Origin of the sequence: Actinoplanes xinjiangensis, from assembly GCF_003148685.1 — a bacterium.
GTDB lineage: Bacteria > Actinomycetota > Actinomycetes > Mycobacteriales > Micromonosporaceae > Actinoplanes > Actinoplanes xinjiangensis.
The window spans coordinates 106,692-122,011 of the sequence record NZ_QGGR01000026.1; the positions used below are offsets into that span (position 1 = coordinate 106,692).

14 protein-coding genes are annotated in these 15,320 nt (G+C 68.9%); 10 read left to right on the top strand and 4 right to left on the bottom strand.

The window, feature by feature from the left end:
• Window positions 1-59: 59 nt before the first annotated feature.
• Both BC793_RS38510 and BC793_RS38515 read right to left on the bottom strand, forming a co-directional pair.
• On the bottom strand, window positions 60-2,453 hold the full coding sequence (locus tag BC793_RS38510) for a transglycosylase domain-containing protein (protein ID WP_282959008.1): 2,394 nt from the start codon (window positions 2,451-2,453) through the stop codon (window positions 60-62).
• Window positions 2,454-2,904: 451 nt separating this feature from the next.
• On the bottom strand, window positions 2,905-3,372 hold the full coding sequence (locus BC793_RS38515) for a DUF5318 domain-containing protein (protein WP_109601543.1): 468 nt from the start codon (window positions 3,370-3,372) through the stop codon (window positions 2,905-2,907).
• 158 nt (window positions 3,373-3,530) lie between these two features.
• On the opposite strand from BC793_RS38515, the gene BC793_RS38520 reads away from it, so the two are divergent.
• Window positions 3,531-4,136, top strand: coding sequence for a PadR family transcriptional regulator (locus tag BC793_RS38520; RefSeq protein WP_109601544.1), 606 nt, complete (start codon window positions 3,531-3,533; stop codon window positions 4,134-4,136).
• Window positions 4,137-4,159: 23 nt separating this feature from the next.
• Window positions 4,160-5,239, top strand: coding sequence for an inositol-3-phosphate synthase (locus tag BC793_RS38525; protein WP_109601566.1), 1,080 nt, complete (start codon window positions 4,160-4,162; stop codon window positions 5,237-5,239).
• A 50-nt stretch (window positions 5,240-5,289) separates the two neighbouring features.
• On the opposite strand, the gene BC793_RS38530 is transcribed toward BC793_RS38525, so the two are convergent.
• Window positions 5,290-5,745 (bottom strand): methylated-DNA--[protein]-cysteine S-methyltransferase, encoded by a 456-nt coding sequence (locus BC793_RS38530; protein ID WP_109601545.1) that lies wholly within the window; start codon window positions 5,743-5,745, stop codon window positions 5,290-5,292.
• A gap of 166 nt (window positions 5,746-5,911) precedes the next feature.
• On the opposite strand from BC793_RS38530, the gene BC793_RS38535 reads away from it, so the two are divergent.
• Together BC793_RS38535 and BC793_RS38540 are read left to right on the top strand one after the other, a co-directional pair.
• On the top strand, window positions 5,912-6,424 hold the full coding sequence (locus tag BC793_RS38535) for a SigE family RNA polymerase sigma factor (protein WP_109601546.1): 513 nt from the start codon (window positions 5,912-5,914) through the stop codon (window positions 6,422-6,424).
• Window positions 6,421-7,536 carry a WD40 repeat domain-containing protein gene (locus BC793_RS38540; protein ID WP_109601547.1) on the top strand — a complete coding sequence of 372 codons (1,116 nt, stop codon included), beginning with the start codon at window positions 6,421-6,423 and terminating at the stop codon, window positions 7,534-7,536. Before BC793_RS38535 ends, BC793_RS38540 begins: the two co-directional genes overlap by 4 nt.
• Here the strand turns inward: BC793_RS38540 and BC793_RS38545 are convergent.
• Window positions 7,533-8,957 (bottom strand): CCA tRNA nucleotidyltransferase, encoded by a 1,425-nt coding sequence (locus tag BC793_RS38545; protein ID WP_109601548.1) that lies wholly within the window; start codon window positions 8,955-8,957, stop codon window positions 7,533-7,535. The two genes, BC793_RS38540 and BC793_RS38545, sit on opposite strands and share 4 nt — an antisense overlap.
• 58 nt (window positions 8,958-9,015) lie before the next feature.
• On the opposite strand from BC793_RS38545, the gene BC793_RS38550 reads away from it, so the two are divergent.
• The 6 genes from BC793_RS38550 to BC793_RS38575 all read left to right on the top strand — a co-directional run.
• On the top strand, window positions 9,016-9,882 hold the full coding sequence (locus BC793_RS38550) for a hypothetical protein (protein WP_239170529.1): 867 nt from the start codon (window positions 9,016-9,018) through the stop codon (window positions 9,880-9,882).
• 202 nt (window positions 9,883-10,084) lie between these two features.
• A complete protein-coding gene (murJ, locus tag BC793_RS38555) occupies window positions 10,085-11,665 on the top strand; it encodes a murein biosynthesis integral membrane protein MurJ (RefSeq protein WP_239170530.1) in 1,581 nt (526 codons plus the stop codon).
• Window positions 11,666-11,903: 238 nt separating this feature from the next.
• Window positions 11,904-13,445 (top strand): protein kinase family protein, encoded by a 1,542-nt coding sequence (locus tag BC793_RS38560; protein ID WP_109601567.1) that lies wholly within the window; start codon window positions 11,904-11,906, stop codon window positions 13,443-13,445.
• A gap of 30 nt (window positions 13,446-13,475) precedes the next feature.
• On the top strand, window positions 13,476-14,147 hold the full coding sequence (gene sigM, locus BC793_RS38565) for an RNA polymerase sigma factor SigM (protein WP_239170531.1): 672 nt from the start codon (window positions 13,476-13,478) through the stop codon (window positions 14,145-14,147).
• Window positions 14,144-14,980, top strand: a complete 837-nt coding sequence (locus tag BC793_RS38570) for a hypothetical protein (RefSeq protein ID WP_109601552.1) — start codon at window positions 14,144-14,146, stop codon at window positions 14,978-14,980. The genes sigM and BC793_RS38570 overlap by 4 nt, the downstream gene beginning before the upstream one ends.
• Before the next feature lie 125 nt (window positions 14,981-15,105).
• Window positions 15,106-15,320, top strand: a 215-nt coding sequence (locus tag BC793_RS38575) for an NAD(P)/FAD-dependent oxidoreductase (protein WP_146246649.1), incomplete at its 3' end; no start/stop codon positions are given.

The window sequence follows — 15,320 nt, forward strand, 5'->3', positions numbered from 1 at the left end:
CCAGAAAAACAGAGCGGCGCCCACCTGTACGAGGTGGGCGCCGCTCTCAGTCACGGGCGCTAATCGTCGTCGTCTCCGTCGCCGTTACCGCCGCCGTTGCCACCGTTGTTGTTGCCGTTGGGGCCGTTCCCGTTGTTACCGGGGCCGTTACCGCCACCTACCTGGCAGAGGATGTTGGTCGGGTCGAGCTGGCAGAAGCCGCTGTTCGGGTCCTGGGTGACCGGGGTCTCCACCTGGACCGGCTTCGTGCCGTTGCCCTTGGTGTCGTCACCGGTCTTGATGCGCTCGGGGAACTTCTCCTCGTCCCACTCCATCGCCTCGGCGGTGGTCTCGATGAACTCTTCCCAGATCGCGGCAGGAGTGCCGGATCCGAACATCGGATCGCCGTTCTTCTCCTTCAGCGAGACCCGCTTGCCGGCGCCACCGACCCAGACGGTCGCGGCGAGCTGCGGGATCCCCCCGACGAACCAGGTGTCACCGTTCAGGCTGTCGCCGTCGACCTCGATCTCCCAGGTGCCGGACTTACCGACCGACTCGTGACCGCTGATCGTGTTCTTGGCGGCCTTCGGGATCTCCTTCAGCACGCCGAGCAGGTTGGACATCTGAGCCTCGTCGAAGACCCGCTTGCCCTTCTGCGGGGCGGTGTAGAGGATCTTCTCCTCGCCGGTCTTCGGGTCGCGCTGCTTGACCTGCTTGACGAAGTGGGCGTCGTGCCGGACACCGCCGTTGACGATGGTGGCGACACCCTGCGCGTGCTCCAGGGGAAGAACCCGGTACTGACCGAAGGCGACCTCGGTGTGGAAGTCGCTGCCCAACTTCGCCTTCGTCAGGTCGATCTTCTTGCCCTTGTCGGTCCACATCGTCTCGACGCCGGCATCGCGGGCGGCTTCGATGACCTTGTTCGGGCCGAGCTCGTCCGCGATCCAGTAGAACGGGAAGTTGTACGACTTGATCGTGGCCGTCTCGAGGTCACAGAAGGCACCCCGGCCACCACAGATCGCTCCCGGATCCGCACCGGCGTTGCTGATCTTTCCGCCTTCGGGCTTCTCCTTGTTCACGTCCCAGACGGTGTTGAAGGAGTAGTCCGCCTTCAGGCCGGCCGCCAGCGTGTAGATCTTGAACGTCGAACCCGGGGACTGACCACCGGAACCGTCGTCCGGCACACCGTTGCCGTTGCCGTCCATGTAGCCGGCGTAGTCGATGCCGTTCGGGTCGTCGCCGCCGTAGTAGCCGAGGACCTCGCCGCTCTTCGGGTCGATGCCGATCACCGCGGCCTGGTAGCTGTCCTTCTGCTTGTACATCGGAGACGTCTTGCTCAGCCGGGAGCCGGCCTTCTCCGCCGCCGCCTGCACCTTCGGGTTGATCGTGGTGGTGATCGTGTAGCCGCCCTGCTTGAGCTTCTCCTCGCTGAGGCCGATCTTGTTCTGAAGCTCGTAGGTCACCTGTCGCGTGACCATTTCCACCGGCTTGTTCTCAGTGGTGTTCTTCTTACTGGTCTTGAGCGGCTTGGCGGTCGGGAACTTACGCTCGTCCCACTGCTTCTGGGTGATAGCGCCCAGCTTGAGCATGTTTCCGAGTGTGTATTCCCACCGCTTCTCGGATTCGGCGCGGCTGGTCTCCGGGTCGTAGCCCGGGTGCGTGTCCGTCGCGTACGGCTGCTTGATGATCGAAGCGAGCACCGCGGCCTGGTAGACGTTGATCTCGTTCTTGGCGCCCTTGAACACCGAGGCACCGAAGTAACCCTGCGCCGCCGCCTCGGCCCCGTACTTGCCACGGCCGAGGTCGATGTAGTTCAGGTACATGCCGAGGATCTCGTCCTTGGAGTACTCCGACTCCAGCTTGCGAGCGATGACAGCCTCGCGCAGCTTACGGCTGTAGCTGATCTCCTTCTCTTTCGCGACGTACCGCGCGTACTGCTGGGTGATGGTCGACGCACCCTGCAGTTCACCACCGGTGAAGTTGTTCCACGCCGCGCGGGCGATGCCCTTCATGTCGATGCCGTTGTGGCTGCGGAAGTTCATGTCCTCCGCGGCGATGACGGCGTTCTGCATGTTCGGGCTCATCTTCTGGTACGGCACGTTGATCCGGGGCGACCCGGTCTTCTCCAGCACCGAGCCGTTGGCGAGCAGGATCGTGTTCATCTGCGCCTCGGGCTGAGGCGTGGGCAGCTTCACGTCGTCGAAGAAGTACGTGCCGCCGACGATGCCGACGCCCAGCATGATGACCAGCACCGCCGCGGCCGCGGTCAGGATGTTGGCACGCCGGTACTTCTTGTCGGCCTTGCTGCGGCCCTTCTTGCCACCGCTGCCGCCGGAGGAGCCACCGGATCCGCCACCACCGCCGGGGCCACCCGGACCACCTGGACCGATGGGACCACCCGGTGACACGGAGGCACGACCACCGACCGGGGCGGCACCCACCGAGGCACGACCACCGACGGCGGCCGACCCCACTGAGGCACGACCACCGACCGGGGCGGCGCCCACCGAGGCACGGCCAGGGGTTGCGGAGCCCACGGAGGCCGAGCCGACCGATGCCCTGGCAGCGGGAGCAGAGCCCACCGACGCCCGCCCCGACGAGCCCGGAACGGAGGCGGCACCGGATGGACGCCGGTAGGCGTCCGGCGCGGGCTTGCCCTCGTTGCGTGGATCGTCGCCGGGCGTGGAAGCAGCGGACGGCCCGGGCACTTGTACCCGGGCTCGTGCGGACTGCGATTCGCCGTACGCGTTCATTCCCTCACACCTACCGGTCGCGGGGGCGCGGTCAGAAGGCCCGGACGAGCCGTCCCGACACTGCGCCACGAGCGGGCGTCGTGGGCTGCGGTCCCGGCAGCCCCCATGTCATGTGTCTGTGATGACCGAAATCCGGTCTCGCACTCGTACACGTTAGCGAGATCGATCCGGTTCATACCCGAGCCTCCTCGCTGTGTGACGACTGACCTGTCCGGTGGGATCCCCCTCCACCGGACGAGACCATAACGTCGCTGTGCAACATCTCCTCCGCGGTGAGCCCGTCACGGCCCAGAACGAACCTCTCGATGAGGTGGTTCCACGCGCACGAGCGGCACACCTCGACGACGAAGACCTGAAACTCACGCAGCGTCATCGCGAGCACGGGCAGGTCGGCCAATTTGCGGGCCTGACCAGCGGACTGCTTGAGCTCGTCGCCATAGACGTAATGCACCAGTGTCAGGTTGTCCCGGCGGCAGATCGGGCACCGTTCGTCGGTCGGCTCGCCATGGAACGTAGCGGCGTTTCTCAAGTAAGGAGACGCGTCGCACACCTCTAGCGCACCGATCCGGCCGTTTTTGACGTCACGCAGGACTGCTCGCCTCTGTAGCGAGTAGTCGACAACCTGCCGCTGCGTGCGCATGGCGAAGAGAGTACGCGGTCCCCGCTCTGACGGCGACAGTCATCACACAGCGTGGCGTGGCGACTGCACAGGATGCCCGAGTTGCGGAGTAGAACCAGCCGATCTACGGTTGCGATGTATCGGGTCGATACATCGGGACACAGTTCGAGGGAGGGCCAGTGCTGGAATTGGCGATCCTCGGTCTCCTTCAGGAGGCCCCGATGCACGGTTATGAGCTCCGGAAGGAACTCGCCACCAAACTCGGCACGCTCCGCGCCGCGATCAGCTACGGCACTCTGTACCCCACTCTGAAGCGGCTGAAGCTCGCCGGCTGGATCAGTGAGGCGGAGGCCAGCAGCGACATCATTCCCCCGATGACCAGCAAGCGGGGGCGGGTTGTCTACAAGATCACCGCGGAAGGCAAGGAGCACTTCGCCGACCTGCTCACCCAGACCGGCCCGGAGACCTACGACGACGCCGGCTTCGGAGTGCACTTCACCTTCTTCTCGCGCACCGATCGCGCCACCCGGCTCCGCATCCTGGAGGGCCGGCGCCGGCGCATCGAGGAGCGCCGGGAAGGACTGCGCGAGATCCTGGCCCGCGCCGCCGACCGCCTCGACGCCTACACCCTGGAGCTGCAGCGCCACGGTTTGGACGCGTGTGAGCGCGAGGTCCGCTGGCTCGAAGAGCTGATCACCAACGAGCGCTCCGGTCGTACCCCCGCTGTCCGTCAACGCACGGAAAGCACCCCAGAACCCCCGCGTCCGCACCTGGACCGGCCGTGATGAACAACAAGGAGGCAAACGCGATGGGTTCCGTCCGCGTCGCCATCGTCGGTGTGGGTAACTGCGCCTCGTCCCTCGTGCAGGGCGTGGAGTACTACAAGAACGCCGACCCCAACGACCGCGTTCCGGGTCTCATGCACGTGACCTTCGGCGACTATCACGTCTCGGATGTGAAGTTCGTCGCGGCGTTCGATGTGGACGCCAAGAAGGTCGGCATGGACCTCAGCGAAGCGATCGTCGCCAGCGAGAACAACACCATCAAGCTGACCGACGTGCCGCCGACCGGCGTCACCGTGCAGCGCGGCCCGACCTTCGACGGCCTGGGCACCTACTACCGCGAGATCATCGAGGAGTCGACGGCCGAGCCGGTCGACGTGGTGCAGGCCCTGAAGGACGCCGAGGTCGACGTCCTGGTGTCCTACCTCCCGGTGGGCTCGGAGGAGGCCGACAAGTTCTACGCGCAGGCCGCCATCGACGCCGGTGTGGCGTTCGTGAACGCGCTGCCCGTCTTCATCGCCTCCGACCCGGAGTGGGCGCAGAAGTTCACCGACGCGGGCGTGCCGATCGTCGGCGACGACATCAAGAGCCAGGTCGGCGCCACCATCGTGCACCGCGCGCTGGCGAAGCTGTTCGAGGACCGCGGTGTCGAGCTGCTCCGCACGTACCAGCTGAACTTCGGCGGCAACATGGACTTCATGAACATGCTGGAGCGCAACCGCCTGGTCTCCAAGAAGATCTCGAAGACCCAGTCGGTGACCTCGCAGATCCCGCACGAGATGATCAAGAGTGACGTGCACATCGGCCCGTCCGACCACGTGCCGTGGCTCGACGACCGCAAGTGGGCGTACATCCGTCTCGAGGGCCGTTCCTTCGGTGACACCCCGCTGAACGCCGAGCTCAAGCTCGAGGTGTGGGACTCGCCGAACTCGGCCGGCGTGATCATCGATGCGGTTCGCGCCGCGAAGATCGCGAAGGACCGCGGCATCGGCGGCCCGATCCTCTCGGCGTCGTCCTACTTCATGAAGTCCCCGCCCGTGCAGTACAGCGACCACGACGCCCACGCGGCGGTCGAGGCTTTCATCGCGGGCGAGATCGAGCGCTGACGCTCGAACCTGCTTGATTCAGGCCGGCTCCGGAAACGGGCCGGCCTGAATCAGCTCCAGGCCCGTTGCAGGGCGACCGCGGCCTCCAGCTCCAGCAGCTGGCGCTTGCGGTCCAGGCCGCCGCCGAAGCCGACCATCTTGTTGCCGGCGCCGACCACGCGATGGCACGGGACGATCACCGGGATCGGGTTGCGGTTGCAGGCCGTACCGACGGCGCGGGCCGCTCCCGGGTCGCCCAGCGCGGTGGCGATCGCCCCATACGTGATCATCTCGCCGTACGGGATCCGGGCGATCTCCGCCCAGACCGCCCGCTCGAACTCCGAGCCGCCCCGCAGGTCGAACGGCACCGTGAAGTCGGTCCGCTCCCCGGCGAAGTAGGCGCGCAACTGCCCGGCCGCGGGATGGTCGGTGGACGGGCCGGGCCGGGCGGCGAACCGCACGCCCACCACGGCCGGGCCGTCGACGACGAGACCCAGCGGACCGATCGGCGACTCGATGACGAACATGCGCCCCAGTCTGCCCGAACCACCCGAGCTTGACGGCGTCCGCGACGGCCGCGAGGACCCGTCGACATGCGGCGCCCCCGGGCAGGACGCGACCGTCACGGCGCCCGGGGAAAACGAGATGCAAAGATCCGGATCCCTTGCGCGTCGTGTACGGCGGAGGTGACCGGTGAGGCAGTCGCTCGAAGACGAGTTCACCGCATTCGTCGCGGAACGGGGGCAGGCGCTGCTCCGGATCGCGCACGCGCTGACGGGGGATCGCGAAACCGCACAGGATCTGGTGCAGGGCGCGCTGGCGAAGGCATACGCGCGGTGGCCGCGGATTCACAGTGATGCCGAGGCGTACGTACGAAAGATCATCTATAACGACCGGGCATCCGCCTGGCGCCGGCCCGCGCGCCGCAACGAGGTGTTCGTCGCCGAGGTGCCGGACCGGGCCGCCGAGCGCCGCCACGACCAGGACGTCACCGACCGGCTCACGGTCCGCAACGCCCTGCTGTCGCTGCCGGCCCGGCAACGTGCCGTGCTGGTGCTGCGCTACCTGGAGGACCGTTCGGTGGAGGAGACCGCCGAGGCGCTCGGATGCCGGCCCGGAACCGTGGCCAGCCAGGCGTCCCGTGCACTGGCGAAGTTGCGCGGCATGGTCGGTGACCGGATCACGTCGATGGGGGGAGCCCGATGAGGGACCTGGAGGAGACCTTGCGCGACGCCGTCCAGGACCTCGCCGACGAGGCGCCGCACGCCTTCGATCTCGCCGGTGCGGCCCGCATCCAGGGTCGCCGGATCCGGCGGCGCAGGCATGCCGCGGCGGGGGCGTTCGCCCTGATCCTGCTCTCGATCGTCACGGTGCCCTACGTCTGGCTGCGACCGGAGCCGCGGACACCGGTCGTGCAGCCGGCACCGTCGGTCACGGTGAGACCGAGCCTCCGTTCACTGCCCGACTTCACGATCAAGGCGCCCTACCTGCTGCCCGGCAACGCGGCCGTCACCATGGTCACCATCCCGACCAGGGTCGACGACGGGGCCGACGAGAACACCTATGTGGCGCTGGACCGGGACGCCGGCCGATACCGGCAGCTGCCGTTCGACCACGCCCCGCTGGCGGTGTCACCCGACGGCGAGCGCTTCGCGGCGGAGGTCGCCCGGAACCGGATCGATGTGCTCGCCGCCGACGGCGATGTGGTGGACACGCTGCAGGTCGACACCTTCTCCTCGGCCGGCGGCGCCCCGGTGTGGTCGCCGGACGGTTCGCGTCTGCTGATCCCCACCGACGGTGGTTTCGCCGTCTACGAGACCGGGACGGGGGAGCATCGGGACTTCCCCAATCCGGACATCCACTCGCTCTGCTCCGACTTCTGCTCGTTCAGCTGGCTCCCGAACGGTCGGGAGATCGCCGTTCCGCGCCGGGACGTCAGCGTGCGCCGCACCGAGGCCCACCCCGACAAGATCGAGGCCGTGATCGTCTACTCGGCCGACACCGGCAAACGGGTGCGAAGCATCCCGACGATCGGGGTACCGGTCGGCAACGGCGCCTGGTCCCCGGACGGCGGCACCGTGCTGATCCGCGAGGTAACCGACACGTCCGACGGCATCCGCGTCGTCGACGCCGTCAGCGGAGTCCCGCTGAGCGAGCTGCTGGCCGGACCGGACGCGATCTACCTGGCCGACGGCCGGATCCTGGCCTTCGGCAACCGGTACGCCCAGATCCACGCCGCCGACGGCACCCTGGTGGAGGAGTACCGGATGCCGCGCCAGTTCGCCGACGGCACGACCGTGACGGTGGCCCGTTCCTAGTAGCCCTGGGCGCGGGCCCACTTCAGGAGTTCCGCCTCGGCCTCGTCGCGGTCCAGCGGCCCCCGGTCGAGCCGGAGCTCCTTGAGGTGGCGCCACGCCTGGCCGACGATCGGGCCCGGCGGCACCCCCAGCAGCTCCATGATCGCGTTGCCGTCCAGGTCGGGGCGGACCTTGGCCAGGTCCTCCTCGGCCGCGATCCGGGCGATCCGGTCTTCCAGGGCGTCGTAGTCGGTGGCGAGCTGGTTGGCCTTGCGCCGGTTGCGGGTGGTGACGTCGGAACGGGTCAGCTTGTGCAGCCGGTCCAGGAGCGGGCCGGCGTCGGTCACGTAGCGGCGCACCGCCGAATCCGTCCACTCGCCCCGGCCGTACCCATAAAAACGCAGGTGGAGGGCGACCAGCCCGACCACCTCGGCGGTCACGTCCTTGGGGTATTTCATGGCCTTCATGCGCTGCTTGGTCAGCCGCGCGCCGACCACCTCGTGGTGGTGGAAGCTGACCCGGCCGTCGCGGCCGACCGCCTTGGTGGCCGGTTTGCCGATGTCGTGCATGAGCGCGGCCATCCGCAGCACGAAGTCGGGGCTCTCGTCGCCTTCGAGTCGCATCGCGTTGCTGACCACGATCAGCGTGTGCTCGTAGACGTCCTTGTGCTGGGCGTGCTCGTCGATCTCCAGCTTGAGCCCGGAGATCTCCGGCAGGAAGCGGTCGGCGAGCCCGGTGTCGACGAGCAGGCGCAGGCCGGCGAGCGGGTCGGTGCCGCACATCAGCTTGGTGAACTCGTCGCGGATCCGTTCCGCGGTGATCCGGTCCAGGTCAGCCGCCATGTCGCGCATCGCCGCGACGACCGGCGGGTCCACTGTGAACTGGAGTTTCGCCGCGAACCGGGCGGCCCGCAGCATCCGAAGTGGATCATCGCCGAACGAGATCGACGGCGCCGCAGGTGTACGGATCACCCGCGCCGCAAGGTCACGCAGCCCGCCGAACGGGTCGGTGAACTCATGCCCCGGCACCGACACGGCCATCGCGTTGATGGTGAAGTCACGCCGGGACAGGTCGTCGGTGAGCGACGTCCCGTAGGAGACCACCGGATTGCGGGTCACCCCGTCGTAGGCCTCGGCCCGGTACGTGGTGATCTCGATCCGCAGACCGTTCTTCTGGATGCCGATCGTGCCGAATTCGCGCCCGGTCTCCCAGATCGCGTCCGCCCAGCCGCTCACCACGGCGAGGGTCTGCTCGGGACGGGCATCGGTGCAGAAGTCGAGGTCGTCACCGAGGGTGCCGAGCAGCGCGTCGCGCACCGACCCGCCGACCAGGTGCAGCTCGTGCCCGGAGTCGGCGAAGCGCCGCCCGAGCTCATCGGCGACGGGGGACACGCGGAGCAACTCGGCTACCGCTCTCTGCTGGGCGTGGTTCAACACAGACATGGGGTTACCAGGGTATCCGCCGTGGCACGAGCAGTTATCGCCGGGCAGGATGGGCGGCATGCCGGTTTCCGAGGCTCTGCTCCGTCTGTCCCAGGACCCCGCCTTCTGGACCGGTCGGGTGACCGAGAGCGCCGAGTTGCACATCTCCTTTCCCGTGGTGGCGGGGTATTCGCTCACCCTCGACATCGATCTGCCCGGCGGCGACCGGCATCTGGGGCTGCGCCGGCCCGCGTCCAGTGAGCCGGTGCAGATGGGCTGGGCGCCGGCCGAGGGCCCGTTCCCGGCCGCGCTGCACTGGTGGGAGCTGGAGTCCTTCGCCCGGGTGATCGCCCTCGCCGATCCGTTACTGCCGCATCCGGGGCTGGTGGTCGCGCTGTTGTCGCCGTTCGCACCGGCCGGCGAGGACGACGATCCGGCCGAGATCGCCGCGGTGCGCGAGGCGGCGTACCGCTCGCTGCGCCGGGAGGTCCCGGCGGCCGTTCCCTCCGGGCCCGAGCAGGCGCCGCTGCCGCTCTTCGCGGACGAGCGGTGGTGGCCGGCGCCCCCGGTGCCGTCGCCGCAGGTGCTCGACGAGGCCGCGGTCGCGGCGTTGAGCGCGCCGGCCCTGGCGCGACTTCAGGTCCGCGTCGACGAGCGGTTCCCCCATGAGGACCTTTCCGATCTGGTACGCCGGGCGAGTGCCGTCCTCACGCTTCTCCCCCACCAGCGGGCGTACGCCGGAACGCGCCCCCTGGCCAGGCGGATCACCGACTCGGGCGACCTGGCCGGGGTGCCGGCCCTGTTGAGTGCGCTGACCGAGGCCGGCTGTGATCATCCGACCGTGCTGGATGCGCTGAGTGAGCCTCTGGTTCCACTGGAGGCATGCTGGATGGTGGAGACCCTGGCGGGAGCGGAACCCGGCACCCTCCTGCGTCACCACGTGTGACTTTTGCCTTTATTGTGGCTGCAACATCGGCAGGGTTCTGGAGGCTTGGGTGAACGGCGGCCTGTACCGCAGCACGCACGCGGCACCGGATGGTCGGCCTCCGACTCAGGACGGCGTGACCGTCGTCTCGGTCGAGGAGACGGGGCCGGAGCAGCCCGGCCAGAGCAGCAGCAGCGGCAGCACCGCCGGCCAAAGTGCGATCATGGCGGTCGGCAGCCTGGTCAGCCGGGTGATCGGGTTCGTCCGCAACGCGCTGATCGGCATGGTCCTCGGTGAGGCGGTCGGTGACGCCTACACCGGCGCCCAGTTCCTGCCGGGTCAGATCTACGAGCTGCTGCTCGGCGGCATCCTGTCCAGTGTGCTGATCCCGCTGCTGGTCCGGCGGCGCAAGGCCGACCCGGACGGCGGCCAGGAGTTCACCCAGCGGCTGCTCTCCTTCGCCGTGGTCATGCTCGGCCTGGCGACCGTCCTGGTGGTACTCGCGGCCCCCCTGATCACGGCGATCCAGACGAGCGGCGACACCACCACACCGGCCTTCCGGGAGCTGGTCACCGACTTCTCGTACCTCATTCTTCCGATCATCTTCTTCACCGGCGTGTCGGCGCTGATCGGCGCGGTGCTGAACGTGCGCGGCCACTTCGCCGCGCCGATGTGGGCACCGATCCTCAACAACATCGTGGTGATCGCGGTGTGCGGGGTGTTCCTGCTGGTCTTCGGGACCGACAAGGATCTGACCCCGGAGAACATCAGCGGCGCCGAGCTGACCCTGATCGGTGCCGGCACCCTGCTCGGCATGGTGGTCCAGGCGATCGGCCTGCTCCCGGCCCTGCGCAAGGTCGGTTTCCGCTGGGCGTGGCGCTGGGCCCCGCGCGAGCTCGGGCTGCGCGAGATCGGCCACCTGGCCGGCTGGATGCTCTGCTACGTGGGCGCCAACCAGATCGCGGTCTTCGCGCTGGTCCGGGCCCTGAACACCGCCGGTGGCGAGGACAACCCCGGTGCGCTCGCCTTCAACAACGTCTTCCTGTTGATGATGATGGCGCACGGGATCATCGGCGTGTCGGTGATCACCGCACTGCTGCCGAAGATGAGTGCGGCCGCCGCCGAGGGCCGGCTCGCCGAGGTCAGTGACGACCTGAGCCGGGGCATCAAGCTGGTCACCGCGGCGCTGGCCCCGATCGTGGTGGCCTACGCCGTGCTGGGCGGGCCGATCGCGGTCCTCCTCTTCGAGGGCGGGCGCATCACGAACGCCGACGCGCTGGCCATGGGCACGGTCCTGACCGTGGCGGCGTTCGCCGTGCTGCCGCTGTCGATCAGCTTCCTCTGCACCAACGTCTTCTACGCGCTCCAGGGCAACAAGACCGCCGCACTGATCAACCTGCCGGTGGTGGCGGTCCGGATCGCCGGGTACTTCGTGCTCGCGGCGATCCTCGACGCGTCGCTGACCGCGGCCGGGATGACCGCCGCCAACGGCGTCTCCTACCTGCTGTCCGCCCTGATCTCGCTGGCCGTCCTGCGGCGCCGGATCGGCCGGCTCAACCTGGGCTCGGTGGCGGCGTCGCTGCTGCGGGTGGCGATCGCCGGCGCGGTCGCCGCGGGGCTCGCGGTGCTCGTGACGCGTCTGCTCCCCGGTTCGGGCGCGCCGGACGGCCGGATCGAGGCGATCGTGCAGATCGCCGTCGGCGGCGCGGTGATCCTGATCGCCTACATCGGGATGGCCCTGCTCCTGCGCGTCGGTGAGGTGAGCCAGGTGGTCGGGATGGTCCGTCGGAAGATCGGGCGCTGATCATCGGATATCCGTCCTGAACAGGTGATTCCCGACTGATCAGACACCGATTCGCCCGATTCGTGTCCCCCGGCGCCGGTGCCGCGCCGGGGGGACGACCTGCCAGAGGATGGCCGAGTACGGGTATGGTCGGTGGCGGCATGTGCGGGATCCCGCTGTCCCGAGCGCCGACAGGCTGCCCGGGGAATTCGGCACCGGGAATTCGGCACCCGAGGAATGCACCACCGAGGGAGGACTGGTGACCCAGGTCGGCGAAGGCCACGAGACCGCGGCCGACGAGGCTGGACCGGTCTTGACCTTCGGTGCCCCCACCGCCGGCGAGGTCCTCGCCGAGCGGTATCAGCTGGAAGAGCACGTCAACAACGACAGTGCCGGCCGTCAGGTGTGGCGCGGTATCGACGTGATCCTCCGCCGTCCGGTCGCCATGGTGCTCCGGCACCCCGGCGGTGACTCCGCCGTCGAGATGCTTCAGGCCGCGGTCGCCGCGAGCCGCGTGATCCACCCCAACCTGGCCGGCGTCTACGACGCGATCGACGAGCAGGATCGGGCCTACGTGGTCCGGGAGTGGGTCGACGGCGAGTCGCTGCGTGACCTGGTCGCCGCCGAGGGACCGCTCGACCCGGCCCGGGCGATCGCGATCGCGCACTCGGTGGCCGACGCCCTCACCGCCGTGCACGCCACCGGCATGATCCACGGCAACGTGCATCCCGGCAGCACACTGATCGCCGACGACGGCCGGGTGGTCCTGGCCGACGCGCGGGCCGACGCGGCCGACAGCACCGAGTCCGACATCCGGGCGGTCGGCGGCATCCTCTACTTCGCGCTCACCGGCCACTGGCCGCACACCGAGGTGGGCGACTCCGCACTGCCCGACGCCAACCGGGACAGCGCCGGCAACCCGGCCGCCCCGCGTCAGATCCGCGCCGGCATCCCGGCGTACCTCGACGATCTCACGATGGACCTGCTGGACCGCCGGGTGGCCGCGCCGGCCTCCGACGCGCTCACCGCCGAGCTGGGCCGGCTGGACGCCGCCGCCGACGACGAGGAGTACGAAGACGTCGGTCCGCTGCGCTTCGTGCAGAGCGGTTCGTCCTCGTCGAGCGAGCCGATCCGCAGCGCCCCGAAGATCATGGTCGGTGTCGGCGCGCTGATCGTCATCGCGATCATCGGTCTGGTCTTCGGCATCCGGGCGATCAACAAGACCAGCAACTCGACCGACGCGGGCAACATCCCGGTGACCCAGCCGACCAACGCCGGCGACAGCACCGTCCAGCAGCCGGCCCCGGTCCCGCAGAAGATCAAGATCACCCCCGACATGGTGCGGATGGTCGACCCGCCCCGCGGCGAGCGACTCGACGGTGACCAGGCGAAATACACCATCGACGGCAACCCCGCCACGGTCTGGGAAACCTCGAAATACAACACCGCACCCTTCGGTGGACTCAAGCCCGGTATGGGTGTCCTGATCAACCTGGGTGAGAAGCGGTCCCTGTCCGAGGTGCAGGTCACGACGTCTGCGCCGGGCGCGACGATCGACGTGCGTACCGGCTCGAGCGATCCCGGTGACAGCAGCAACGGCGACGAGAAGATCGCCAAGGACTTCAAGTCGCTCAGTGATGAGAAGCCCGAGAAGTCCTCCGGCACCAAGTGGTATTTCAGCGGGTTCGACCCCAACCAGAAATACCAGTACGTACTGGTCTTCCTCACCGAGCTGCCCCGCGCCGAGGACGGCGACCGGTTCCAGATCAGCGTCAGCGAGATCGAGCTGTCCGGGTACTGATCGAACCCGCCGGTGCACTAGATTGCTGGCGTGACGATCCGGGGCGTACCACCCGGCGGCCTCGGTGACGCACCGAGCGACGCCGACCTGGTCCGCGCCCACGTGGCCGGTGACCCGGAGGCCTTCGCCGAGCTGGTCCGCCGGCACCGGGACCGGCTGTGGGCGGTCGCCCTGCGGACCGTCGGCGACCGCGAGGAGGCCGCTGACGCCGTCCAGGACGCGCTGCTGAACGCCCATCGCAACGCGGCCAAGTTCCGTGGCGAGGCGGCGGTCACCACCTGGCTGCACCGCATCGTGGTGAACGCCTGCCTGGACCGGCTCCGCCGCCGGCAGGCCCACCCCACCGTTCCGCTGCCGGACGGCAATCGTGACGACGACCGTCCGACCGGCCCGGAACCGGCCGCGGCCGCCCCCGATCAGGACACCGTGCTGGTCGTGCGGGACGCGCTGGCCGCCCTGCCGTTCGACCAGCGCGCCGCGATCGTGCTGGTCGACGTGCAGGGTTACGGCGTGGCCGAGGCCGCCGAGATGCTCGGTGTGGCGGTGGGCACCATCAAGAGCCGGTGTGCCCGTGGCCGCGCCAAGATGGCGATGACCCTGGGATATCTCCGGGGGAACCAGAACGACGGCGGGACCGTCCCATCCAGGTCGGAGGCGGCGAGTCCGCTGCCGACCGGAGTCGAACGGAGGGAGCCGCGGTGACCGGCGCCGAGTTCGAGGGGGTCGACATCGACCTGCTCGCCGACTATGTCGGTGGCGCTCTGGACGGCACCCCGGACGAGGAGCGTGTGGCCGCTCTGGTGGCTACGGACGACGCCTGGCGGGCCGCCCACGAGGCTCTGGAGCCGGGGATGATCGCGGTCGGCGCGGTGTTGCGGGAGTTCGAGCCGGAGCCGATGCCCGACGATCTGGCGGCTCGGCTGGACACGATGTTCCGTGCTGCCGCTTCGGAGGAGGCGGCGCCGGAGGCCGTACCAGCCAAGGTCGTCGATCTTGACAAGGCCCGGCGGCGGCGACGGTGGGTCGCGCCGATCGCGGTGGCCGCCGCGGTGGTCGCGTTCGCGGGTTTCGGGGTCAATTCGCTCCTCGCGCCGGGCGCGGAGGACACGGCAGGCCGTTCGGCGAACTCGGAGGCCGCACCCATGGCGGCCGCACCGGCGGCGGGCCGCGAGGTGAGCCGCAGCGGTACCGATTACACCGCGAGCACGCTGACGTCGGTGGGGCAGCAGCTCCGCAACGCGCCCAGTTCGGCCGACGAGCCGCAGACCGCCTCGGGCACCGAGCTCCAGGAGGCGTCCGGGCTGGACCGGTTGACCATGCCGGATGCGGTCGCCGCGTGTCTTCAGGAGATCACCCGGGTGAACGGCGGCGGGGTCATCTCGGTGGAGTTCCTGGATTATGCGCGGTTCAACGGCGATCCGGCGCTGATCGTGCGTTTCTCGGCGGCGGACGGCATCTGGGTGTGGGCGGTGGGCCCGGAGTGCGGCACACCCGGTGCGGGCGCGGACGAGCTGGAGCGCGTGCCGGTACGCTGACGAGAATCCCCGCGTGAGGTCGGACACCAGCCGTGCCCGGGGAATGGCGGATACCCGGCAAGACGTTCTAGCGTGCAGTGTCGCCGACCGAAAAGCGTGCGACGAGACAGACTGAGGAGTCGGCAGTGGACGAGGTCCGCAATCTGATCATCATCGGGTCCGGACCGTCGGGCTACACCGCGGCGTTGTATGCGGCCCGGGCCAACCTCAATCCCCTGGTGATCGAGGGTGTCAACTCCGGTGGCGCCCTGATGACCACCACCGAGGTGGAGAACTTCCCGGGGCACCGGGACGGCATCATGGGTCCCGAGCTGATGGACAACATGCGGGCCCAGGCGGA

Excerpts from the sequence above, each read along its gene's own strand:
- BC793_RS38530 (WP_109601545.1), bottom strand. The coding sequence starts at position 5,745 with ATGTTCGTCATCGAGTCGCCGATCGGTCCGCTGGGTCTCGTCGTCGAC.
- murJ (WP_239170530.1), top strand. The coding sequence starts at position 10,085 with ATGGCGGTCGGCAGCCTGGTCAGCCGGGTGATCGGGTTCGTCCGCAAC.
- BC793_RS38515 (WP_109601543.1), bottom strand. The coding sequence starts at position 3,372 with ATGCGCACGCAGCGGCAGGTTGTCGACTACTCGCTACAGAGGCGAGCA.
- BC793_RS38545 (WP_109601548.1), bottom strand. The coding sequence starts at position 8,957 with ATGTCTGTGTTGAACCACGCCCAGCAGAGAGCGGTAGCCGAGTTGCTC.
- BC793_RS38525 (WP_109601566.1), top strand. The coding sequence starts at position 4,160 with ATGGGTTCCGTCCGCGTCGCCATCGTCGGTGTGGGTAACTGCGCCTCG.
- BC793_RS38550 (WP_239170529.1), top strand. The coding sequence starts at position 9,016 with ATGCCGGTTTCCGAGGCTCTGCTCCGTCTGTCCCAGGACCCCGCCTTC.
- BC793_RS38540 (WP_109601547.1), top strand. The coding sequence starts at position 6,421 with ATGAGGGACCTGGAGGAGACCTTGCGCGACGCCGTCCAGGACCTCGCC.